This window comes from Sphingobium sp. EM0848, from assembly GCF_013375555.1.
Taxonomy (GTDB): Bacteria; Pseudomonadota; Alphaproteobacteria; order Sphingomonadales; family Sphingomonadaceae; genus Sphingobium.
Window position 1 is genome coordinate 1818474 of sequence record NZ_JABXWB010000005.1, and the last position, 23515, is coordinate 1841988.

The window sequence follows — 23515 nt, forward strand, 5'->3', positions numbered from 1 at the left end:
CTCCATCGCGGTGGCCCCAATAGTGGGAAGGAGAAATGTTCGGCAGCAGCCCTCCGAAATGAGAGTCTGCCTCTCAATCATGTGCAGGGTTTGAGGGGGTCGGCTGGCCTGGCCCTCACATTCCTGAATTTGCGCCGATTTGCGCACCCCAGTTTCCGGATTCGCGCGTCGGCACTTCACCCGCCTCGACGGAGACACTTGCAATTGTGTAATTGCACACACATCTCATTGGCATGGCTACATTGGACGGTCCGGATTTGTGCTACAGCTTGGCGGCGCGTCGCAGTGCCCGGTATCTCGCGCGACTCTATGATCGCCATATGGCTCCTGCCGGCATCAATTCATCGCAATTCTCGATCCTGGCGCTGCTCGAGCGCCATCCCGGCATCTCGATCGCCGGGTTGGCGCGGAAGATGGTGATGGAACGCACGACGCTCGTACGGGCGCTCCGCCCCCTTCAGGATGCCGGATTGGTACGAAGCGAAGCAGCCGACCGGGGCCGCGCCCTAAAGCTTTCGGCGTCTCCGGCGGGCTTGAGAAAGGTCGCCGAGGCCAGGCCCGCCTGGAAAGCCGCGCAAGCCGAATTCGAAACGACGTTCGGTCATGATCGGGCGGCAAGGCTGCGGGAGGATATATTGGAGGTCACCCGCAACAAGTAAGGGTCTCGCATCTCACACAGGGCGCGGCGCCTTCAAGAGTGTAATTGCACATAAGTCCGACTTCGCGTGGCTCGGTCCCACGCTCGAAACGAGAAGATAACATCGTGATCCAACTGCCACCGATACGCCCCTATAATGCGCTTCCGCCTTGATCGGTGAGGAGGACTCGCATGTTCGGCAGCGCGGCTTCTCTCAAAAAAGCCATGTGAACGAACGAAGAGCGACTGCCCCCAAATTCCATCGATATTCAGGAGACCAATCATGCAACGCTTCGCACAGAAGATTTTTATCGCGTCAGGCCTGCGGACGCCGTTCGGCCGCGGCGGCGGCGCCCTTTCGGACCATGATGCCATCAGCCTGTCGGTACCGCTGGCGCAGGCCATGGCGGCCAGAGCGAGGCCTGACCTGTTCATTTGGGGTACGGTGATACCCAGCCTTGGCTGGAGCAATATCGGTCGTGAGCTGTGGCTTGACGCCAAACTCGATCCGACGGTGCCGGCCTTCTCTGCCGTGCTGGCCTGCTCGACGAGCATGGTCGCGGCTTTTGCGGCGGCGGGAATGCTCGGCGGATCAGCCGATCTTGCGCTCGTGGGCGGCGCGGAAGTGATGAGCAATCCGCCGATCGGGCTCAAACCCGATGCGTCGAAACGGATCGTAAAGCTGTTCCGTACCGATCCGCCCGCAGCGATCGCGGCGCTGCAGGCTCTCACCGCCGATGACCTCACCCTACCCGTCAAAGGCTGGGCGAACCGCATCACTGGCCGAACGATGGGGGATCATATGGAAGAGACTGCGCAGCAGTGGGGTATCACTCGCGAGGCGCAGGACGATTGGTCCCTGAAGAGCCACCAGCGCGCGGTCGCCGGGTGGGAGAGCGGCTTCTTTGACGATCTCGTGATGCCGCTTCCCGAAATTGCCCGCGACGCCAATCCGCGCGCCGACACCTCGGCCGAAAAACTCGCATCGCTGAAGCCCGCCTTTGACACATCGGGCAAGGGCTCGCTTACAGCGGGTAACAGCTCGCCGATTACCGACGGCGCCGCCGCCCTCTGGGTCGCAACCGAAGCGGGACTTGCGAAGCTTCCCGGCGAGACGCCCTATGCCGAACTCGTCGATCATGAGATCGCCGCGGTCGACCATCACGTCGACGGCCTGCTGATGGCACCCAGTTTTGCGATTGCGCGGCTGCTGGCGCGCCATGGGTTGCGCTATCGGGATGTCGCGCTCTGGGAAATCCATGAGGCATTTGCTGCGCAGGTCCTTGCCAATGTCGCCGCACTGGAAAAACCCGGCTGGACGAAAGAGCGCGTGGGCGTCGATTTCGCGTTTGGCGAGTTTCCCTGGGATCGGGTCAATCCGAATGGCGGCTCGGTGGCAATCGGCCATCCGTTCGCAGCCACGGGAGCCCGCGATCTCAGCCAGGCGGTCAAGGAATTGTGGGCTATGCCGTCCGGTTCCCTCGCCATCGTCAGCGTCTGTGCCGATGGCGGACATGGCACGGTTGCGCTTCTGCGCAGGCCGTGAACTGACATAGTGCTGCGAGGCCCCGGTCATCGCCGGGGCCTCGTTTGACTGCGATCATCGCCATATCCGGCAGTGAAGCTGTTCCGCGATGCCATGTATGCATCACTCAAAGACAAGCTGCCGCCTGATGTTCGGGAGTAAAGGCGACTGCGGAAAGCCGCGACGTGCGCCGACCATCTTGAATAGCAAAAAACGGGCGCCGGATTGTTGGTCCGGCGCCCGCTGCATTATCCTGCCCTTGGATTATTTGCTCGCACCGTGGGCGGCCTTCTCGATGATCGAAGCCACGGCGACAGGCTTGGACACATAGATGGCATGGCTGCCCGCCACTTCCTCGACAGTGGCTCGGGCACGGGCGGCCATCTGGCGCTGAGCGGCAGGCGGGATCATCCGGTCCTCGCCAGCGACCAGATACCAGCTCGGCTTCACCTTCCAGGCCGGGCTGGTCACGCTGCCCGACAGCGCATTGACGCCCCAGGGCACCTGCGAGTCAGCCATGAACTGGGCAAGGTCGGGACGCACATCGGCTGCGAAGGAGGCCGCGAATTTCGCGCTGTCCAGGAACAGATAGCCGTCCTTGGGCGGCAGGATCGGCGGCACAGGCGCGCCCGGTGCGGGATTGGCGATCAGCGAGGCGACCGACTCACCTTTGTCCGGCGCGAAGGCGGCAATGTAGACGACGCCCGCAACCTTGGGATCGGTGCCCGCTTCGGACACGACCACGCCGCCATAGCTATGGCCGACCAGGATCACCTTGCCGTCGGCGGCTGCGATGGCGCGCTTGGTGACGGCAACATCTTCGTCGAGCGAGTTGGTCGGGTTCTGGACGATGGTCACGGCATAGCCGTCCTTTTTCAGGATCTTGTAGACGTCCATCCAGCCCGAACCATCGACAAAGCCGCCGTGCACCAGCACGATCGACTTGACGGGCTCGCCCGCCTTGTTCTGGGCAATGGCGGGAGCTCCACCCAAAGCCAGCGAGGCAGCGGCGGCGAAAAGCTTGGTGGTCTTGCGCATCTGAGGTTTCCTTTCGAATATTATGCGATAATCTTTATCGCGATAATTATTAGATAAGCCTAAGCCTCCCTCTTGTCCAGCAGAAAATTATCGCGATATATGTTACCGCCATAATCTAATGAATCTGAAGAAGGGAAATATCATGGCGAACCCCGGCAAGGCACCGCCTCCGCTCGACCAGCAACTCTGCTTTTCGCTCTATTCGACCACGATCGCGATCAATCGCCTGTACAAGCCGATGCTTGATTCGCTGGGCGTGACCTATCCGCAATATCTGGTGCTGAGCACCTTGTGGGAACGGGACGGGCAGATGATCTCGGCCATTGCCGACCGACTTGCGCTGGAGCCGAGCACAATCACCCCGCTGATGAAGCGCCTGGAAAGCGCGGGCTTTGTGTCGCGTCAGCGCAATCCCGACAATGAGCGCCAGGTTCAGGTATTCCTTACCGCCAAGGGCAAAGACCTGCGTGCCCAGTCGTCATGCCTGACCGACGCTTTGCTCGAAAATTCCGGATTGGACGTGGCGGGACTGATCGCACTCAACGAACAGATCCAGCAACTGCGTGCGGCTTTGGTCGGCAAGGGCTCGGCGTCCAAAGCCTTGCCCTAGTCCGCCGCGATGGGGCCGGTTTGGGCGGTGGGCCGGCGGGCGAGCCATACCAGCGCGATCATTGCAAAGCTGATCGCACTGCTCACCCAGAAAATATCGATCGAAGAGAGCAGATAGGCCTGCTTCGCCATCTGCTGCGCGATCGCTCCGGCGGCGGCGTGGTCGTTGATACCGGTGCCGCCCAGCCGCTCGGTGGCCTGACTGAACTGACCGGTGAAGAGGGTGATCGCCTCCGACAGCCGGCTCTGGTGAAAGGCTTCGCGGCGGTCCCAGACCGTGGTGATGAGTGAGGCGGCAAAGCTGCTCATCGTGATGCGCACGAAGTTCGAGATGCCGGTCGCCATCGGCATTTTTTCAGGTGGAATCTCGCTGAGCGAAATCGTCAGCATGGCCATCAGGAAAGTGCTGGTCGCGACACCCTGCACCATCATCGGCGCTGTGAAGTGCCAGAAGTCGGTATCGGCCGAAAAGCCCGAGCGCATGGCAAAGGAGATGCCGAACGCCACAAAAGCGACGGTCGCGAGCCAGCGTGGATCGATCCGCCCCGAAATCCGGGTAATGAACGGTGTCAGCAGCACGGCGACCGCCCCGCTCGGCGCCGCGACCAGTCCGGCCCATGTCGCGGTATAGCCAAGCTCGCGCTGGAGCCAGAGCGGCAGCAGCAGGTTGTTGGCGAAGAACAGCGCAAAGCCCAGCGCCAGCGCCACGGTCCCGAGCGCGAAGTTGCGGTTCGCAAACAGGGTGAGGTCGACCGCCGGGTGATCGTCGGTGCGTTCCCAGATCAACCAGGCAAGGAAGCTGAGGACGGCCAATATCGCCATGACCACGATCATGGATGAATGGAACCAGTCGGCATTCTTGCCGAGGTCGAGGACGATCTGCAACGCGCCGACCCAGAAGGCCAGCATCAGGACGCCGACCCGGTCGAGCACGACCTTATGCGCGGGCGTATCGCGGCGATTCAGGACGTTCCACGTAACAAAAGCCGAAAACAGGCCGACGGGCACGTTGATCAGGAAAATCCAGCCCCAATGATAATTGTCGGAAATATATCCGCCCAGCAGCGGACCCGCCACCGGGCCGACCAGCGTCGTCATCGACCATACGCCAAGCGCCAGTGAACGCTTGGCTTCCGGAAAGATCGCAAGCAGCAGCGCCTGGCTGCCGGGGATCATCGGTCCCGAGACTCCGCCCTGAAGCAAGCGGAACAGGATGAGCGAGGGAAGGCTCCAGGCAATGCCGCAAAGGAAGGAGGCAAGGGTGAACAGCAACACCGAGACGACAAAGGTGCGCACAAGGCCATAGCGCCGCATCAGCCAGCCGGTCAGCGGCACCGAAACGCCGTTCGCGGCAGCGAAGGCGGTAATCACCCAGGTGCTGTTGTCGGAACTCACGCCCAGATTACCGGCGATCGTCGTCAGCGAAACATTGGCGATGGTCGTGTCGAGCACCTGCATGAAGGTGCCAAGCGCCAATGCCACCGCGACAATCCACAGCCCCCCTCCACGCAGCGGGACGTGGTCTGCGCCGCCGGTCATAGCCCCCTCCCGCCCGCATTCTCAGCGATGATCGCCGCGAGCCGCTGCTCGACACCCGCGCCGCCATCATCGCTCTGCTGGCTCTGGAAATTGCGGGTCGCGGCGCGTGCCACCGGGATGCCGCTATGATCACGCGTATCGACCTTGACGGTAACCGACAGGCCGATGCGAAGCGGGTTATGATCCAGTTCGTGCGGATCGAGCGCGATGCGCACGGGCAGCCGCTGGACGATCTTAATCCAGTTGCCGCTGGCGTTCTGCGGCGGCAGTAGCGCGAAGGCATTGCCGCTGCCCGCGCCCAACCCCTCCACCTTGCCGTGAAAGGTGATGCTTGACCCATAGGCGTCGCTGGTGATGACGACAGGCTGGCCGACACGCAGGTCGGCAAGCTGCGTTTCGCGGAAGTTCGCGTCGATCCACAGGCGCTTGAGCGGCACGACGGCCATCAGCGGCGCTCCGGGCGAAACCTGCTGGCCAAGCTGGACCGCCCGCTTGGCGATCACGCCGTCGACAGGAGCGATGATGTGCATATGGCTTTTGACGATCGCCGCGCGGCGATAGGCGGCGATGGCTTCGAGTACATCGGGATTGGTGCGGATGCTGGTGCCCTGCACCGTCGAACTGGCCTGAGCATGGCGGCTCTGCGCCAGTGCGAGCGTGGCGGCGGCGGTGCGGACGCTGTCGGCGGCGTGCGAAACTTCCTCGCCCGATACGGCACCGTCGGCCGCAGCCTGCTGGCGCCGGGCAAGGTCGTTGCGGGCGCGCGAAAGTTCGGCATTGGCCTGGACGATTTCGGCGCTGGTTTCATCCACGCGCGCGAAAGCGGAGCGGACCGAGCGAACCGACTGCGCCAGCTTGGCCTCGGCCGCCGCCAGTTGCGCGTCGGCGGTTGCCGGATCGAGGTCGATCAGGGGTTCGCCGCGCCGGACGCTCTGGGTGTCATCGGCATGGAGCGCGATGACATTGCCCGCCTCGCGGCTGGTGATCGCGACCACATCGCCCGCGACATAGGCATCGTCCGTGCCCTCACTGTCGCCGGCGAGCAGGCTGTACCCCCCATAAGCGGCAAGTCCGAGGCCCACGGCGGCACCTAGCAACAGGAAGCCCCGCTTGCGCGCCCTGCCCTTGTCATTGGGCTGGGGAGAGAATCCCGTCGGGTCGTCGGCGACTTCGGGAAGCGGATCGACCGGGGTCGCCGTGTCGGGTTCGAAATTGCGGACGATCTTGTTCATCGCATGGACCTTTGCGTCAGGGCGGCTGGGGCGGACGACTGGATCGGTAGCGGAGCGAAGCCGCCGCCGAGCGCGGTAAGAAGCTGGATGCGGTGGATCATGCCGTCGGCGTCGATGTTTGCCTGGTCTTGCCTCGCGGCGAGCAGGCGGTCTCCGGTGGCAAGGACATCCAGGCGCGAGCCAAGTCCGCTCCGCACCCGCACGCCGTCAAGCCGCACAGTTTCCTGAAGATCGGCAAGGATGGCGCGTTGCTCATGCGCATCGGCCGCACTGGTGTCGACGGCGGACAGCGCATCGGCCGCCTGCTTCACGGCATCGATCACCAGGCCGTTATAGTCCGCCACAGCGACGTCGATCTGGCCGACTGCCGCTTTATAGTCGGCCTTGAGCCGTCCGCCCTCGAAGATCGGCAGATGGATGGCCGGACCAACACCGGCAGCAAGGGCGCCGCCGGTGAAGAGCGAGCCGAGGCCAAGTGCCGAAGCGCCCAGAAAAGCCCGAATGTCCACATTGGGATAGAAGGCAGCGCGAGCGGCGCGGCGTCCCGCTTCGCTGGCGTCCACCCTCGCTCTGGCCGCCATGATATCGGCGCGGCGCGCGATCAGATCGGCGGGCAACACGGTCGGAACAGGCAATACCCCGTCAAGCCTGAGCATCGGCGCACCGATCGTGGCATGATAGTCGGCGCCCCTGCCTGCGAGCGCGGCAAGGGCATGGATCATCAGCGCGCGATTGCCTTCGGCGCGGACCTGCCGCTGCCGGGCCTGCGCCAGCAAGGTTTGCGCCGCGCGAATGTCGAAATCGCTTGCAAGGGCGCTGGCCTTGCGGGTTTCGGCAAGTTTCAATGAGGCTTCGCGGGATTGTATGAATTCGGTTGCGATCCTCGCCTCGGTATCGGCGCGTGTCAAATTGGCATAGGTTTCGGCGACCGCACCGCTGAGCGTGACACGGGCGGCCGCAAGATCGAACAACGCAGCGTCAGCCGAAGCACGCGCCTGATCGACGATCGCCTTCTGCTTGCCCGCAAGGTCGAGCGACCAGCTCAAACTGGCCTGTGCCGTCCCTATCCATTGGCCCGATCCCGCATAGGGCGGTGGAATCAGTGCCTTTTCGCTTAGACGCTGGCGCTGCTCGGAAATATCCGCGCCGATCTGCGGCAGCAGCCCCGCCCTTTGCGCGGCGATGCCAGCCTGAGCGATGCGCAACCGGGCCATGGCGGCTTCCAGCGTGGGATTGCCGGCCAGTGCGTCAGCCATGATCCGGTCAAGCTGTGGATCGCCAAGTGCGGTCCACCAGTCGGGTGCGATCTGCGCCACGTCCGCCGCGCCAAGGCCGAGCGATGATGCGCTGACCTGCTCGACCTGCGGCGCGACCTTGGGGATCGCGGCGCAGCCTGCCAGCAATGCCGCCGTCAAAAGGGCGAGCGAGCGTCGATAGGGACTGGACATGATCAATCACCCTGCTGCTGGAGGACGGGTCAACCTCGGTAGCGTGCGGCTGGCGTGCTGGTGGACAACTGGCCGGCCATGGCCTGCCGCGCCGCCTCGAAATCATTCCAGAGGCGTTCGTCGTGAAGGCCCGGAATGGTCGCGAACTCGCCGCGTTCAAGCCCGTTCAGGGCGGCGTCGACCAGATCGTCGGCACGCATCACGATCTCGCTCGGCAGATGCTCAAGGGGCTGGCCCGATACTTCCCAGAAATCGGTGGCGGTCGCTCCGGGCAGGACGACCTGCACATGGACGCCCGTACCGTCCAGTTCACGGCGCAGGCTCTGGCTGAAAGCCAATACGAAGGCCTTGGTGCCGCCATAGACGCCGTTCAGCAGTTCGGGCGCCACCGCGACAACCGATGCGATATTGACAATCGCGCCCCGGCCGCGCGCGACAAAGGCGGGAACCGCCGCATAGCTGAGACGCATCAGGGCTTCGACGTTGATGGAGACCATCGCGCTCATCGTGTCGACATCGGCCTCCAGCGCCCGTGCGGCCGATCCGATACCGGCATTGTTGATCAGCAGCGCGATCCGGCGATCATTGCTCACGCGCGTCTCGACGCGCCGCAGATCGGCGGGGTCGCCCAGATCGGCGGCCAGCGTCTCGACCTCGCGCGCCGTTGCTTTGCGGATACTGTCAGCCACCTCTTCCAGCCTATCGGCGCGGCGCGCGACCAGGATCAGGTCATAGCCCTGACGGGCCAGGCGATCGGCATAGATGGCGCCGATACCGCTCGACGCTCCGGTGATGAGGGCAGTGCCCTTGGCTTCGCTCATCGTTCGTCCTTTCCCAATTTCCGCCGGCATGCAGGGCCGGCAGCGAACGGTGGCGATGTAATTCCGCTGCTGAAGTGCAGTACCGGCGGAAAATGAGAGCGAGCCTCTCATCTGACGGAAGGGAGGGACAGTGCGCGCCAAAGGGCGCAAACAGCGCGCAATCACGGGGCCGCCCAATCGCGGCAAGCGCCACCCTCAGCGACAGGCGCTGGTATGGATAGACATGAAAAATGTGCTGCCGCCTTTCAGCGACAGCACATCCAGCACCCCTCCCCGGCCCGTCGAGGATTATTTGAATCTGAACTTCGAGGTCACGCCATGGCTCGTTCCGAAATCCTCTTCACGGCCGCACTTTGTTATCCGTAATTCTGGTCGTTACCCAAAATTGCGAAATTATTTTATCAATCGCATGCCAACCATTTGGCCTTCATTGCGCCAATCATCCAACAACTTGTCGAAGGCATAGAAACCAGCGGCGTATCGTTCCCCGATTGCTGCGCGGATGCCGCCATTGCCGCCACCTTCATTATTATAATAACCAGGGGTGCATTGTTCGAGGAAGGTGTTCGGCGGGGCGAGTTCGTGGACCGTCCTGACCCAGTCGTCCTGGGCCTCTACGGTCGGTTCGACTGTGGTTGCGCCTCGGACACGGGCCTCGGCGATGATATAGGCGATATGCTCACCCTGCTGAACATAATTCGCAGTCACGCTCGCATTCCCGCCGCCCTGCGTATAGCCGGTGAAGAACATGCCGGGAAAACCATGGCTGGTCATGCCATGCAATGTGCGGAATCCGTCGCGCCAGTGATCGTAAAGTGACAACCCGTCCCGGCCGTCAATCGCCTCTATGCCGGAGGCGACCTTCTGGTCCTGAGCCGAGATCTCGAAACCGCTGGCGAAGATGATGCAGTCGACCTCATGTTCCTGATCATTGGCGATCAGTCCCTTCTCCGTCACGCGTTCAACGCCTTTCGATCCGGAAACGTCGACCAGTGTCACATTGGACCGATTGAATGTCTCCAGATAATCATTGCTGGAGCAGGGCCGCTTGCACATGTAGCGATAATAGGGTTTCAACGCCTCGGCCGTGGCCGGATCTTCCACGATGTCGTCGACCCGGCGGCGAATACGTTCCATGACGCCATAATCCTCCTCCTCACGGATGGCGGCCAGGTCATCGGTCGACAGATTGGCATGGCCGTTGATCCGCGCGGACACATTGCGGCCGACTTCGGTAAAGAAATCGCAGCTGATATCCTCCGTCGCCGGGATGGAGGGGAACGGGTCGGACGCGAAGGCATGGAAATTGGCCTGGCGCTCCTTTTGCCAGCCCGGTTTGAGCGATGCCGCCCATTCAGGATCGGTCGGCGGATTGCGGCGCGCGTCCACAGCGGAGGGGGTACGCTGAAAGACCGTGAGATGCCTGGCGTAACGCCCGAGATAAGGGACGATCTGAATCGCGGTCGCGCCGGTGCCGATCACGGCCACCCGTTTGTCGGCCAGCTTGTCGAGCGTCGTGTCGGTCGTATTACCGCCGGTATAGTCATAATCCCAGCGAGCGGAGTGGAATGCGTGCCCCTTGAAGCTGTGGAGGCCCGCTATGCCCGGCAGCTTGGGCTTGCTCCATGGCCCGGTCGCCATCACGACATAGCGTGCGCGCAATTCATCGTCATGATTGGTGGTGATCGTCCAGCGCTGGGTCGCTTCATTCCAGCGGATCGCACGGATCATCGTACCGAACAGGGCGCCTTCATAAAGGCCGAAATGCGTGCCGATATTGCGGCAATGCTGGTAGATTTCGACGCCGTCCGGAAACCGCTTGGACGGCATATAGTTCAGCTCTTCCAGCAGTGGAATGTAGCAATAGGATTCATTGTCGCACTGGATACCGGGATAGCGGTTCCAATACCAGACGCCTCCAAAATCGCCGCCCATCTCGATGATCCGCACATCGTCGACGCCCGCCTTCTTCAGATGCGCGCCCGCCAGCAGCCCGGCAAAACCGCCGCCGATGACGACGACTTCGACATCATCGACGATAGGGTCGCGCACCACCGGAGGCATGTGCGGATCATTTTCCCAGAAGTCGGGATCCTCACCCCCACCCGTATGGATATATTGCGCTGTACCATCCTTGCGGAGGCGCTTGTCGCGCTCCTGCGCATATTTGTCGCGCAGCGCCTGAAGATCAATGTCTTTCGGCGTAACGGACGGACCACAACGCATGCAACTCTCCCTTGATATTACTCTCTATCCAACAGTTCCTTCGCCGGTCGCACGGCGGGCGGCATAATGGCGCCGTCGCCTGCTGACGAAGCTCCGGCAATGTTGGCCACCGGATCGCTCAACAAAGATGACGCGGCCGCCGGCCTTTTCCTCAGCCATTTTTTGGCAACGTGTCGAACAGAAACCGGCAATTCATTCCGCCGCCTCCCCCAAGGCATCGAGCGCGCCGCCCCGCCAGGGACGGAAACGGGGCAGACGCTTCTCCTGGGTGGCGGCAAGACTTTCGTGCTGATCGGGATGTCCGAGCGTATCGCGGACCAGCCCATCGGCGGCGCGGCAGGCCGCGTCCAGATCCTGCGTCAGATCGGTGTAAATCTGGCCCTTCATCGCCGCCATCGACAGGGGCGACACATGGGTCGCGAGCAGCGCGGCATAGGCCTGCGCCTCGCTCAGTAGATGCTCCGCCTCACACAGACGGTCGACAAAGCCGATCCGCTGCGCCTCTTCGCCATCAATGGTGCGCGCGGAAAGAATGAGGTCGAGCGCCCGCGAAAGGCCGATCTGGCGCGGCAGGATATGGCTGATCCCATGTTCCGCGACCAAGCCCCGGCGCGAGAACATGGTGTTGAACTTTGCCGCTGTGCTGGCAAAGCGAATGTCCGCCATCATTGCGAGGATGAAGCCGCCGCCGACCGCCGGACCGTTGACCGCAGCGATGATCGGCTTCGAAATGTCCGGTAGCCAAGTGAAGAGACCGGGTCGCCGATGCTTGGGCGGATCGGGCAGTTCCTTCCTGATCGTGTTGGTCAGCGCGGCAAGATCGAGGCCCGAACAGAAGCCGCGTCCCGCACCTGTGATAACGATCGCGGCAATAGCCGGATCGGCTTCGCACTGACGGAAGATATCCTCGATCGCGTCGATCATGGGCAGGGTCAGCGCATTCAGGCGATCGGGCCGGTTCAGCGTCAGCGTCGCAACTCCGCCCGTCACAGTCAAAAGGATATCGTCGTGCACGAACCGCCTCTCTTTCATCTAATTTGATTAGTTTACATGCAACAAAGGCAGACGCAAGGCTGTTGATCCATCCACCGGGCGCAAAAACAGGAAAGGGCTTGGCAGGTAGCGATATTTTCAATTAATCCAATAATGATTATATCGGGAGGCGAGGAATTGGCGACGCTAGAGATGGCCCAATGGCGGGATTGGCTCGACCGTGACCGACTCGCGGCGTGGATGGAAGCGCAGGGTCTTGGAACCGGCACGATTGCGGAGGTCACGCCACTAGCGGGTGGTACGCAGAACATTCTGCTGCGCTTCCGTTATGCTGACCGGATGATGGTGATGCGCCGTCCGTCCCTGCACCCGCGCCCCGAAGCCGACAAGACGATGCAGCGGGAAGCGCGGATGCTGGCCGCGCTGGCGGACAGCGATGTGCCTCACCCCCGGCTGATCGCGGCGTGCGACGATCCTTCCGTGCTGGGCGCCTCCTTCTACCTGATGGCTGAAGTCGAGGGCTTCAATGCGACGCAGGGCCTGCCCGAAACCCACCATGATCCGGCCGTGCAGCATCAAATGGGCCTCGCGCTGATCGATCCCATCGTCGCGCTCGGCAAGGTCGATTATCGCGCTGCGGGTCTCATCGACTTCGGCAAGCCCGACGATTTCCTCGCCCGGCAGGTGGCGCGCTGGCAGCGGCAATTGGTCAGCTATGCGCAGTTCCCCGACTGGCAAGGCCCCTCCGGCCTGCCCTATGTCGACCGGATCGGGTCATGGCTGGAGGCGCATCGCCCGGCCCGTTTTGCGCCCGGCATCCTGCATGGCGACTATCATATGGCGAATGTGATGTACGCCCATGACGGCCCGGAGGTCGCCGCCGTGATCGACTGGGAACTGACGACGGTGGGCGATCCGCTGCTCGATCTGGGCTGGGTGCTCGCGACCTGGCCGGGGCCGGATATGGAGACGACCACGACCCTGGATGTGCAGCCGTGGGTCGGCTTCCCCAAGGCGCCCGAACTGGTCGAGCGCTATCGCGCGGGCAGCGAGCGGGATCTGTCGGCCATCGACTGGTACACGGTCCTCGCCTGCTACAAGCTCGCCATCATCTTGGAAGGCAGCAACGCCCGCGCCTCCGCCGGCCTCGCCGAGCAGGAGACAGCGGCCATGCTGCACAAGGGCGCGGTCGGCCTGCTGGAGCGGGCACGCGGCATCATCGCTTAAAACGAACAGAAGAGAGGAAGCCCATGAATTTCGAGCCGACTGAAAAAATGCGCGATCTGGCTGCCCGGCTGGAGGCGTTCATGGACGCGCATGTCTATCCCGCCGAAAAGGCCGAGCATGAATGGCATGCCGACCCGGCGCATCTCTGGCAGGAGTGGCCTGGGCTGGAAGAATTGAAGCAGAAGGCGCGGGCCGAGGGCCTGTGGAACCTGTTCCTGCCGCATGATTATGGCGCGCTCAGCCCCGGCCTCAGCAATCTGGAATATGCGCCGCTGGCCGAGATCATGGGCCGCGTCCCCTGGTCGCCGGAGGTGTTCAATTGCTCGGCGCCCGACACCGGCAATATGGAAGTGCTTGCCCGTTTCGGCACGCCCGAACAGCAGGAGCGGTGGCTGACACCGCTGATGGACGGGCAAATCCGCTCGGCCTATGCCATGACCGAGCCTGCGGTCGCGTCGTCCGATGCCACCAATATTGCGACCACCATCCTGCCCGATGGCGACGATTATGTCATCAACGGCCGCAAATGGTGGATTTCAGGGGTCATGCACCCGCGTTGCGAACTGCTGCTGGTGATGGGACGCACCCTGCCCGACGCCCCCCGGCATCAGCAGCATTCGACCATCCTCGTGCCGCGCGACACGCCAGGTCTCAGCATCGTGCGGACCATGACGGTGATGGGGCGCACCCATTCGCCCGGCGGTGAGACGGAATTGCTGTTCGACAATGTCCGCGTGCCACGAGCGAACATCATATTGGGCGAAGGGCGCGGCTTCGAGATCGCGCAGGGGCGCCTTGGGCCGGGCCGTATCCATCATTGCATGCGCTCGATCGGGCAGGCGCAGCGGGCGCTCGAATATATGGCGCGGCGGGTGGAAAACCGCATCGCCTTTAGCCGCAAGATAGCCGAACAGAGCAGCATAAGGCAGGATATCGCCAAGAGCTTCTGCGAGGTCGAAATGGCCCGGCTGCTGACGCTGAAAGCGGCCGATGCGATGGACCGGGTCGGCAACAAGGGGGCGCGCGACCTGATCGCGGCGATCAAGGTCGTCGCCCCGCAAATGGCCCAGACCGTGTGCGACCGGGCGATTCAGGCGCATGGCGCGATGGGCCTGAGCGACGATACGCCGATCGCCTATGCGCTCGCCACGAACCGCTTCGTGCGCATCGCCGATGGGCCGGATGAGGTTCATATGTCGCAATTGGGCAAGCTCAAGATCGCCGAATATAACGCGCTGCCGGTGCGCTGAAGGGAGGATCAGCCATGGAAGGAACGGGGATCGATCCGCTGTTCGACTTTTCCGGCAAGGTGGTGCTGGTGACGGGCGGCAGCCGGGGGCTGGGCCGTCAGATGGTGCGCGCCTTTGCCGAGCGGGGCGCGGACCTCATCATCGCCAGCCGCAAGGTCGAGGCGTGCGAGGAAGCCGCCGCCGAGGTCCGGTCGCTTGGCCGCCGGGCGCTGGCCATCGGCGCGCATTGCGGCCGCTGGGACGATGTCGACCGGCTGATCGAGCAGGCTTACGACCATTTCGGCCGCGTCGACATATTGGTCAACAATGCCGGCATGGGGCCGGAGCAGCCTAGCGACGAAACAAGCGAAGCCCTGTTCGACAGCGTGGTCAATCTGAACCTGAAAGGCCCCTTCCGCCTAGCCGCGCGGATCGGAAAGCGCATGGCGGACGGCGACGGCGGGGCGATCATCAACATCTCCTCCATCGCCTCGCTGACGCCGATGCCGCGCGTCGTGCCGTATGCGGCGGCCAAGGCGGGGCTGAACGCGATGACGGTCAGCCTCGCCCATGAATATGCGCCCAAAGTGCGGGTCAATGCGATCTGCGCCGGGCCTTTCCTGACCGACATTGCCCTTGCCTGGACCGAGGAGATGCGCGCCGGGGCCGCCAATGCGCTGCGCCGCAACGGCGACCCGCGCGAGATCGTGACCAGCGCGCTCTACCTCGCCAGCCCGGCCTCCAGCTTCACCACGGGCGCGCTCATCCGTGTCGATGGCGGCGCGGCCTGAACAAAAAATGGCCATCCGCTCATATGAGCGGATGGCCATTGTCGTTTCAAATTCTACCCGTCAGAATTTGAAGCGCGCCTCCAGATAGATTTCGCGCCCTCGCTCGACCACGGCATTGAGATCTGCCAGCACGCTCGGCGCTGTGGTGGAGCCAGTTCCGGTGCCGCCCGTGAAGGTCATGTCGTTGGCCGACGTCACCACCAGCTTGTCGGTCAGGTTACGGCCGATCAGCGACAGGCGCCAGCCCTGTGCCTCATTGCCGACCGCGACTGACGCGTCGACCCGCGCAAAACGATTCTGTACGGCATCGGGACGCAGCGTGTCGGTATAATTATATTTCGACGAATAGGTTACATCGCCGGTGAAGGTCGCTCTGATATCTCCGGAAACCGGCACCTCGAGCGTCGATCCGAACTGCGCGCCGAGCTTGGGTGCCTTGGGCGGGGTGCGGCCGCTGAAAATCTGACCATTATAAATGCCCGCCGCGTTACGCAGTTGATTGCAGCCCAGGCTGAACGTCTGACCGGCATAACACTGACCGATAAAGCCCTGATATTCCGCGTCATTATAGGCCAGCGAGCCATGGAAATCGAGGCCGCGCACGCCCGGCACGCGATAGGTGAAATCGCTTTCGATGCCCTGCACCCGTAGCGCCCCGGCATTGGCGACGCTCTGGCTCAACGTCTGCGGATTGTAGAACTGCACCTGCAAGTCGGCATATTTGTATCGATAGGCCGTGACGTTGAAGTGCAGGCTGCGGCCCAACAGTGTAGTGCGAATGCCGCCTTCGAAACCGCGCGCGGTTTCCGCACCGAACCGGCCGTTAGCAAGTGCCGAAGCCAGCGTCGTGCTGGCAAGGAATACCTGACTGATATTATAGCCGCCTGCCTTGAAGCCTTCCTTATAGGCTGCATATGCCGTGACAGCGTCGCTCGGTTTCCAGCGGATCGTTGCCTGCGGCGACAGATTGGCTTCGCGATATTTGTCGTTTACCAGCAGATTCTGCGAATAGACGCTGGCATAGCGGCTGTTTTCCGGCAGGAACTGCTCGTAGCTGTTCTTGCTCTCATGGCTGTAGCGTGCGCCGCCCGAGATTTCGAGTTCAGGCGTGGGCGTCAGGATCGCTTCGAAGAAACCCGACCAGGTTTCCCCCTTGAATCCTGAATTGCGGCCAAGCGTCGCATAGGTCTGCGTCACTGGGTCGAGCGGGGCAACATTGGTGTAGCTGTCGATATTATAGGTGAAGTCGACATGAGCATAATATGCGCCCACGGTGAAATTCACCGGACCATCGAATTTCGTGCCGGCGCGCAGTTCTTCGCTGAATTGCTTCATCGTGGATTTTTGCGAGTTCCAGATTGCGCGGGTCTGGCCGTTCATGTCATCGCCGGACGTCTGCCGGAAGCCGTAAAAGGCGGTGATGGACGTAATGTCGACGGGTTCCGTCTCATATTGGGTATTCAACACCGAAGAGCCCGAAACGAGCTTGGTATAAGGCTTGCCGTCGGCGCGTGTGTACCGCATCGTTCGTGCGACCTCCACCGGCAGACGCGCATGATCGCTACGGCCATCGATCTGACAATCGGCGAAGGGTGCGGCGGCCCCGCTGGTCGCGGCAGGGATGGTCCGGCCGGCAGCGCATTTGCGTTCATAAAGGTCGGACGCGCCATTGTCCGTATAATAATTGCCCGACATTTTGAGGTTCATGGTCAGCGCATCGTTGGGCTTGTACAACAGGGTCAGACGACCCGCAGCAGACTTGCTGGCGCCTCGGCGGCTATCGGTAGGGTCCCGCACGAAGGCATTGTTCGGCTCCGCCGCCTGCTGCAACATGTCGGCGGCTGTGCCTGCCGTGTTCCTGAAATAGCCTTCTGTATTATTGGCATGGAAAGCGAAACGCGCGCCGAGCGTGTCGGTCAACGGACCAGATAAATAGCCATCGACATAGGTTTCGTTGCCCTGGAAGCCATAGCCGGCCGACAGGCTGCCTTCGAACTTGTTGCCCGGATTATTGCTGTCGACCGCAATCACGCCACCGGTTGCGTTCTTGCCGAAGAAAAGCGCCTGTGGACCTTTCATCACCTGGACCGAGCGCAGGTCATATTGGGCAAGGCCGATTTCCCGGCCACGGCTCATCGCGATGCCGTCGATATTGAAGGACACCGACTGGTCGAAACCGGCACTGAGCGAAGAGGAACCAACGCCGCGCAGGAAGATCGACGCCGACGAGCCCGTCACCTGCTTGCCGACAACCATGCCGGGCACGAATTTTGCGAGATCGCTGACGTTGACAACCACATATTGATTGAGCTTCGCGCCCGTCAATGCCGCAACCGCGACCGGAGCGTTCTGCAGGCTTTCCTCGCGGCGGCGGGCGGTAACGACGATCGCGTCGGGATCGGGTGCCTGTTCGGCCGCCTGCGCGAATGCAACATCAGCGGTAAAGGCGTGAACCAGCATTACCCCGACCGCGCTCTGAGCCGCCAGCGTCAACGTGGTCGTCGTCGCCAACCGCTTCACCCGCCGCGAACGACCAGCAATCTCCCTGAACATCATATCATGATTTCTCCCGAATCATAGAATCCGCCGGGACCCCGGCCGGATGAGCGCGCCGTTTAATTATCTAATTCAATTAGTCAATTGGCCGATTAATATTCTGCCGCAAGGAGGCGAGCCTTTGCGCTTGACCTAAGCCGATTAGATAATGCACAGCAGGAAAGAGGGAGAGGTGCGTTGATTCAGAACGACCAACTCAAGCATATATTTGCGAAGGCACTGCTGACGCGTCTGTTCGAGGCGCGACTCATCAAGCTGACGGCAGAAGGATTCCTGCCGCCCCTGCTCCACCCCGGCGCGGGGCAGGAAGTGGCGCAGATCGCCGCACTCAGCGCGCTCAACGACGATGATCCGCTGCTCTATTCGCATCGCGGCGTCGGCTATATGGTCGCGCGCGGCACCAGCCTTTCGGCCATGATCGCCGACATGGCCGGGCGCGCGGGCGGCACCAATAATGGCAAGGGCGGTATCATGCATGTCGTCGATGTCCCCAACGCCGTCTATGGCGAAAGCGGCACGCTGGGCGGCGGCCTCGTCCTATCGGTGGGCATGGGGATGGCGTTGAAGCGCCGCCGCTCCGATCAGGTGGTGATCCATTTCTTCGGAGACGGCGCATCGAACCGGGGCACTTTCCACGAAGCGCTCAACTGGGCGGCGGTGCAGAAGTTGCCCTGCATCTATGTGTGCGAGAATAATGGCTGGGCGGTTTCCGTGCCCACCTCGGTCAGCACGGCGGTCGAGAATATCGCGGACCGCGCGGCGGGCTATGGCATCCCCGGCGAGGTGGTGGATGGCGCTGATCCCAACGCGGTGATGGCGGCGATCAGCGACGCCGCCCGGCGCGCACGGGCGGGTGAGGGGCCCTCGCTTATCGAGATCAAGGCGATCCGGCTGCTCGGTCATTATGCTGCCGACCCGCAGGATTATCGCGCCGACGCGGCGACGGTGAAGGAGCGTGACCCCCTTGTGACCCTGCGCCAGCGCGTGATCGACCTTGGCCTGCTGAGCGAGGCGGAGATCGATGCGATGACCGCCGATTATGAGGCGCAGGTCGAACAGGCGGTGGAGACGGTCAAGGCCGCCCCGCTGATCGATGCCGACCAGGCCTTTGCCGACCTTTATGCGTGAGACGATGATGCGGACGATCAACTACGGGCAGGCGATCAACGAAGCACTGGCGGAGGAAATGGCCCGCGACAAGGATGTGATCCTCTATGGCCTCGACGTCGCGGCATGGGGCGGGATTTTCAACATCACCAAGGGCCTGCTGGACCGCTTCGGGCCGGAGCGGGTATTCGACTCCCCCATTTCCGAAAGCGCGATGGTGGGCGCGGGTGTGGGCGCGGCGATCATGGGGCTGCGGCCGGTGGTCGAACTGCAATATGCCGACTTCATCCTTGTCGCGGGCGATGAGATTTTCTTCAAGGCGGGCCTGTGGCGCTACATGCATGGCGGCGCGTTCAAGGTGCCGCTGGTGGTGCGCCTGCCCTCGGGTGCGACCGGCGCGGGGCCGGAACATTCGACCTGTCCCGAAGCCTATATCATGCATTCGCCGGGCCTGCTCTGCGCTGTGCCCTCGACAGCCGCGGACGCCAAGGCGCTGCTCAAGGAGGCGATCCGGCTCGACAATCCGGTGATGTTCTTCGAGCATCGCCGCCTTTACCAGAAGCGCGACGCGATCCCCGAAGGCGACGTCACCCTCCCCTTTGGCAAGGGCATCATCCGGCGTGAAGGACGGCATGTCACCGTCGTCGCCTGGCAATATATGCTGAGCCGGGCGCTCAAGGCCGCCGAGATTTTGGAGACGGAAGGCATCGAGATCGAGATATTCGATCCGCGCACCCTCTCACCCTTCGACAGCGAGACGTTGATCGAGAGCGTCAGGAAGACCGGCGCCTGTCTGGTGGTCGAGGAAGGCTATCGCCGTCTGGGCGTCGGCGCGGAGATCGGCGCGATGCTGATGGAGCAGGCGTTCGGCTATCTGGACCGGCCTTTTCGGCGGCTGGCCATTCCCGATGTGCCCGTCGCATCGGTCAAACCGCTGGTGGATCGGGTGCTGCCCTCGGTCGAGGATATCTGCGCCACCTGTCGGGAACTGGCGGCGTGAGCGGAACCGACATCATGATGCCCATGTTCGGGCAGGCGATGGAGTTCGGCGTGCTGGTCGAGTGGCTGGCGGCGGATGGCGCCAACGTGCAGGCGGGGCAGCCGGTCGCCTCGATCGAGTCCGACAAGGCGACCTATGAAATCGAGGCGTCAGTTGCGGGTGTTTTGGGCCATCGGGCGGTGATTGGCGCGGAAGTGCCGGTGGGGCAGTTGCTGGGGGTGATTGGTGACGGCGCGTCGAAGGCGACGCCTGCCGTTGTCGCCTCCCCTCCCCCGCCAGCAGCATCCGCGCCACGCTCTACGCCGACAGCAGGGCGGGTTCTCGCCTCCCCCAAGGCGCGCGAGATCGCCAAGGCGACCGGCCTCGACCTGAGCCTTGTCACCACGCAGCGGCCTGACGGGGTGATCGTCGCCGCCGATGTAGAGCGCCATGGCGCGCGCCCCGACACTGTCCCGTTCACCCCCTTGCGCAAAGCGGCAGCACGGCGGTTGACCCAAAGCTGGACGCAAGCACCACATTTCGTACAGATGATCGAGGCGGACGCCTCCGCGCTGGTTTCGGCGCAAGCGGCGATCCGCGCCGGACAACTGGCCTGTTCGCTGAACGACATATTGATCCGCGCCGCTGCGCTGACAGTGGCCGAATTTCCCGACATCAACGCCAGCTATGAGGATGACGCACTCCATCCCCTGCCTGACATAGCAGTCGCCCTGGCGGTCGCGACCGAGGCCGGGCTGTCCGTGCCGCTGGTGCGCAACGCGGCCGGGCGGTCACTGGAAGAAGTCGCAGCGGAAACGCGCCGCTTGATCGACCTGGGACGACAGGGGCGGATCGGCGCTGCGGATATGGGCCGGGCAAGCCTCACCCTCTCCAATCTTGGCCGCTATGGTGTGTCCTTTGGGACGCCGGTGCTGAACCTTGGTGAACCGATCCTGCTGTTCGTCGGCGCCATCGAGGACAAGGCGGTCGGTATTGATGGCGAGATCGTGCTGCAACCGCGTACGACGCTCAGCATCTGCTACGATCATCGCGTGGTCGATGGTCTGCGCGCGGCGCAATTCTCGCAAGCGTTGAAGCAGCGGCTGGAAAGTCTGGCAGATGTTCTACCCGACGAAACGTCCGCGACGGAAGCGCCATTCACGCCCCGCATCATCGACGGGCGGGTGAAGCTCCGCCTCGGTGACAGCAACCTGCTGGTCGGCGCGAAGGATGCGCGGCTGCTGTCGATCGCGGCGGCCCTGGCAGCGCTGACGGCAGAATTGCCGCGCATCGGCCCCACCGCCCGCAAGCTGCGCGGCATCGAAATCCGTGTCGAGCAGGGTCTGGCGGCCACTTTACTCTGTGAAAGCGAGACACAGACCGCTCTGATCCGCCACGCAATCGAGGCGGCCGATATCGCCAGCTACTCGCCCGCCATCTTGCAGGCCCAAATCCGACCCACCGGACGCAACGCATGAACCGGCAGAGCGGCCCACCCGTCCCCAGCGCTTTCCCGCGCAACCCCGCTTATGGCAGCGGCATTTATCGCCGCCGCATCCGCCTCATTAGGCAAGAGCGTGCGGTACTCTCGCTCATCGACGACACCAATCATGCCATGTGGGCGCGCATCTATCATGACAGTTGCCATGTGACCGCGACCGAAGGGCAGACCATCCGCGCGCCCAACAGCAATTGCCCCGACGCTTCGACCGCGCTCAAGGAACTGGTCGGCCTGCCGCTGGCGATGCCGCGCGCCGGGCTGTTCGGAGAGGGGCGGCCCTTCCGCAACTGCACCCATTTGTTCGACGCCGCCGCGCTGGCGATGGAGGAGGCGTTGCGCGACGAACCGGGCCGCATCTATGACATCATCATCCCCGACGAAAGCGATCTGCCGATAGTTGCAGAGGTGCTGCTGAACGGACGGCCTCTGCTAAGCTGGCGCCTGTCGAAAGGCGCTGTGATCGAGTTCGATCCCAAAGCGCCGATCCCGATCATGAAAGGCTTCACCAGCTGGGCAACGAGGCATCTCCAAGGCGAAGAGCTGGACGCGGCCTTCCTGCTCCAGCGCGCCTATCTGGTGTCGACCGCGCGCCATTGGATCGTCGACCAGTCCCCCGACTTGCCAATCACATCCATGCCCGAGCTGCTGGGCGCCTGTTATGCCTATCAACCTGAACGGGTAAGCGAGGGCGTTCAGGCCATCAATACTGTCATCGACCTGTCGGCCGGCTTTACCGACGCGACGCTGCAACCGTTGCCGCAATAAAATCCGGCGCCCTTATCGGAGCGCCGGACAGTTCCCTCACCCCTTGACGTCCCACACCAGATCGAGCCGGTCGAGCGCCATCACCGTACCGCCGCGATAGTGGAACTGCGCATCGGGAGCCAGGCGGAACTCGCCGATCTTCTCCATCCACACCCGATACATCTTGCGCAGCTCAGTGCGCGCCAGAAAGTGGCCGAGACAGAGATGCGCACCGGTCGAGAAGGTCAGCAAATGCCGTTCCTTGCGGTCAAGGTCGAACACCGCCGGATTGTCATTCTTCTGGTTGTCCCAGCCCGCCAGCGGCAGCGTGCAAAGCACCATATCCCCTACGCGGAAGGGCGCACCCAGCAGGTCGACATCCTTCTTCACCACGCGCGGCACATTAACGACGCCGAACAGCCGCAGCCCTTCTTCGGTTGCGGCGTCGACCAGCGACGGGTCAGCGATCAAGCGCTTCTGGATTTCCGGCTCCTGCGCCAGCCGATGGGTGGTGAAGGTCAGCATGTTGGTAACGGTATCCAGCCCGCCCAGCACCAGCAGGAAGCAGATGTTAAGCAGCTCATATTCAGTGAGCGGCCGGCCATCCATTTCCGCATTGACGAGATAGCTGACCAGATCTTCCTTCGGTTCGGCACGGCGCGCATTGATGATCGCCATGATCTCCGCGTTCATGGCGGCGGTGATGCCCTCCAGCCGATCGGTGCCCTGCGCATTGAAGAAATCATCGACCATGTGGCGGAAGTCGTCAAACCGCTCCAGCGGCAGGCCCATCAGGATCATGAAGACCGTGACCGGGAAAGGCGCGGCAACCTCGCTCAGAAACTCGCAGTGCCCCCTGTCCTTCACCTGATCGACAATCCGGTTGGCATGATATTCGATCTGCTCGTCCATCGCCTTCACCGCCTTGGGCGAGAAGAAAGGCATCAGCAGTTTGCGGTAGGGCATATTTTCCGGCGGATCATAGTTCAGCGGAATGAAACGCGGCGGATTGGGCACTTTGGGAATTTGCGAATGTTCGGTGGAGAAATGGGTGGTGTCCATGACAACAGCGCTGATCGTGTCGTAACGTGTTACCATCCAGTGACCGCCATTGTTGGGCGTGTAGAAAATGCCCGGCGCTTCCTCCAATATACGCGAATATTGCCGATGCAGGTCGCGGCGGATGCCGGCATCTTCATAAATGTCGAATTCGTGGACCAGTTCGGCGGGAACATGATCGGGTACGGATAGCTTCGTCGCGACGTTCATAGATCAGCCTCTCCACGGCGGACTCGCCTAAGCGATCCGCTCCT

General features: G+C 62.7%; 19 protein-coding genes. 10 read left to right on the plus strand and 9 right to left on the minus strand.

What is annotated here, in order from left to right:
* The first annotated feature begins 320 nt into the window (after positions 1-320).
* Both HUK73_RS26340 and HUK73_RS26345 read left to right on the plus strand, forming a co-directional pair.
* Positions 321-659: a MarR family winged helix-turn-helix transcriptional regulator gene (locus HUK73_RS26340; protein ID WP_218036732.1), complete on the plus strand. Its 339-nt coding sequence runs from the start codon at positions 321-323 to the stop codon at positions 657-659.
* Positions 660-920: 261 nt separating this feature from the next.
* On the plus strand, positions 921-2183 hold the full coding sequence (locus tag HUK73_RS26345; protein WP_176594666.1) for an acetyl-CoA C-acyltransferase: 1263 nt from the start codon (positions 921-923) through the stop codon (positions 2181-2183).
* Between the two features lie 243 nt (positions 2184-2426).
* Here the strand turns inward: HUK73_RS26345 and HUK73_RS26350 are convergent, their stop codons facing one another.
* Complete coding sequence (locus HUK73_RS26350; protein ID WP_176594667.1) at positions 2427-3200, minus strand: alpha/beta hydrolase; 774 nt, start codon at positions 3198-3200, stop codon at positions 2427-2429.
* 142 nt (positions 3201-3342) lie between these two features.
* Here HUK73_RS26350 and HUK73_RS26355 point away from each other — a divergent pair, with 142 nt between their 5' ends.
* A complete protein-coding gene (locus HUK73_RS26355; RefSeq protein ID WP_176594668.1) occupies positions 3343-3810 on the plus strand; it encodes a MarR family winged helix-turn-helix transcriptional regulator in 468 nt (155 codons plus the stop codon).
* Here the strand turns inward: HUK73_RS26355 and HUK73_RS26360 are convergent.
* From HUK73_RS26360 to HUK73_RS26385, 6 genes are all read right to left on the minus strand, one after another.
* Positions 3807-5348 carry a DHA2 family efflux MFS transporter permease subunit gene (locus tag HUK73_RS26360; protein ID WP_176594669.1) on the minus strand — a complete coding sequence of 514 codons (1542 nt, stop codon included), beginning with the start codon at positions 5346-5348 and terminating at the stop codon, positions 3807-3809. The genes HUK73_RS26355 and HUK73_RS26360 overlap by 4 nt on opposite strands.
* Positions 5345-6580 (minus strand): efflux RND transporter periplasmic adaptor subunit, encoded by a 1236-nt coding sequence (locus tag HUK73_RS26365; protein WP_176594670.1) that lies wholly within the window; start codon positions 6578-6580, stop codon positions 5345-5347. The genes HUK73_RS26360 and HUK73_RS26365 overlap by 4 nt, the downstream gene beginning before the upstream one ends.
* A complete protein-coding gene (locus HUK73_RS26370; RefSeq protein ID WP_176594671.1) occupies positions 6577-8028 on the minus strand; it encodes an efflux transporter outer membrane subunit in 1452 nt (483 codons plus the stop codon). Before HUK73_RS26370 ends, HUK73_RS26365 begins: the two co-directional genes overlap by 4 nt.
* A gap of 29 nt (positions 8029-8057) precedes the next feature.
* Positions 8058-8849: an SDR family oxidoreductase gene (locus HUK73_RS26375; RefSeq protein ID WP_176594672.1), complete on the minus strand. Its 792-nt coding sequence runs from the start codon at positions 8847-8849 to the stop codon at positions 8058-8060.
* 393 nt (positions 8850-9242) lie between these two features.
* The gene (locus HUK73_RS26380) at positions 9243-11075 is read right to left on the minus strand and encodes an NAD(P)/FAD-dependent oxidoreductase (protein WP_176594673.1); all 1833 of its coding nucleotides are present in this window, start codon (positions 11073-11075) and stop codon (positions 9243-9245) included.
* 192 nt (positions 11076-11267) lie between these two features.
* Entirely contained in the window at positions 11268-12089 is an 822-nt protein-coding gene (locus HUK73_RS26385) for an enoyl-CoA hydratase-related protein (RefSeq protein WP_218036733.1), read from the minus strand.
* A gap of 156 nt (positions 12090-12245) precedes the next feature.
* Between HUK73_RS26385 and HUK73_RS26390 the strand changes: the two genes are divergently transcribed.
* From HUK73_RS26390 to HUK73_RS26400, 3 genes are read left to right on the plus strand one after another with little or no spacing between them, the layout of a single operon-like run.
* Positions 12246-13295 (plus strand): phosphotransferase family protein, encoded by a 1050-nt coding sequence (locus tag HUK73_RS26390; RefSeq protein ID WP_255326572.1) that lies wholly within the window; start codon positions 12246-12248, stop codon positions 13293-13295.
* A gap of 23 nt (positions 13296-13318) precedes the next feature.
* On the plus strand, positions 13319-14545 hold the full coding sequence (locus HUK73_RS26395) for an acyl-CoA dehydrogenase family protein (protein WP_176594675.1): 1227 nt from the start codon (positions 13319-13321) through the stop codon (positions 14543-14545).
* A gap of 14 nt (positions 14546-14559) precedes the next feature.
* Entirely contained in the window at positions 14560-15315 is a 756-nt protein-coding gene (locus tag HUK73_RS26400) for an SDR family NAD(P)-dependent oxidoreductase (protein ID WP_176594676.1), read from the plus strand.
* 60 nt (positions 15316-15375) lie between these two features.
* On the opposite strand, the gene HUK73_RS26405 is transcribed toward HUK73_RS26400, so the two are convergent.
* Positions 15376-17871 carry a TonB-dependent receptor gene (locus tag HUK73_RS26405; protein WP_176594677.1) on the minus strand — a complete coding sequence of 832 codons (2496 nt, stop codon included), beginning with the start codon at positions 17869-17871 and terminating at the stop codon, positions 15376-15378.
* 177 nt (positions 17872-18048) lie between these two features.
* On the opposite strand from HUK73_RS26405, the gene HUK73_RS26410 reads away from it, so the two are divergent.
* The 4 genes from HUK73_RS26410 to HUK73_RS26425 are packed head-to-tail and all read left to right on the plus strand — an operon-like array spanning position 18049 to position 22223.
* Entirely contained in the window at positions 18049-18999 is a 951-nt protein-coding gene (locus HUK73_RS26410) for a thiamine pyrophosphate-dependent dehydrogenase E1 component subunit alpha (RefSeq protein WP_176594678.1), read from the plus strand.
* Positions 19000-19003: 4 nt separating this feature from the next.
* A complete protein-coding gene (locus HUK73_RS26415; protein WP_176594854.1) occupies positions 19004-19978 on the plus strand; it encodes an alpha-ketoacid dehydrogenase subunit beta in 975 nt (324 codons plus the stop codon).
* On the plus strand, positions 19975-21435 hold the full coding sequence (locus HUK73_RS26420) for a dihydrolipoamide acetyltransferase family protein (protein ID WP_176594679.1): 1461 nt from the start codon (positions 19975-19977) through the stop codon (positions 21433-21435). Before HUK73_RS26415 ends, HUK73_RS26420 begins: the two co-directional genes overlap by 4 nt.
* Positions 21432-22223: a DUF2889 domain-containing protein gene (locus HUK73_RS26425; RefSeq protein ID WP_176594680.1), complete on the plus strand. Its 792-nt coding sequence runs from the start codon at positions 21432-21434 to the stop codon at positions 22221-22223. The genes HUK73_RS26420 and HUK73_RS26425 overlap by 4 nt, the downstream gene beginning before the upstream one ends.
* A 36-nt stretch (positions 22224-22259) precedes the next feature.
* Here the strand turns inward: HUK73_RS26425 and HUK73_RS26430 are convergent, their stop codons facing one another.
* Positions 22260-23471 (minus strand): cytochrome P450, encoded by a 1212-nt coding sequence (locus HUK73_RS26430; RefSeq protein WP_176594681.1) that lies wholly within the window; start codon positions 23469-23471, stop codon positions 22260-22262.
* Positions 23472-23515 lie beyond the last annotated feature (44 nt).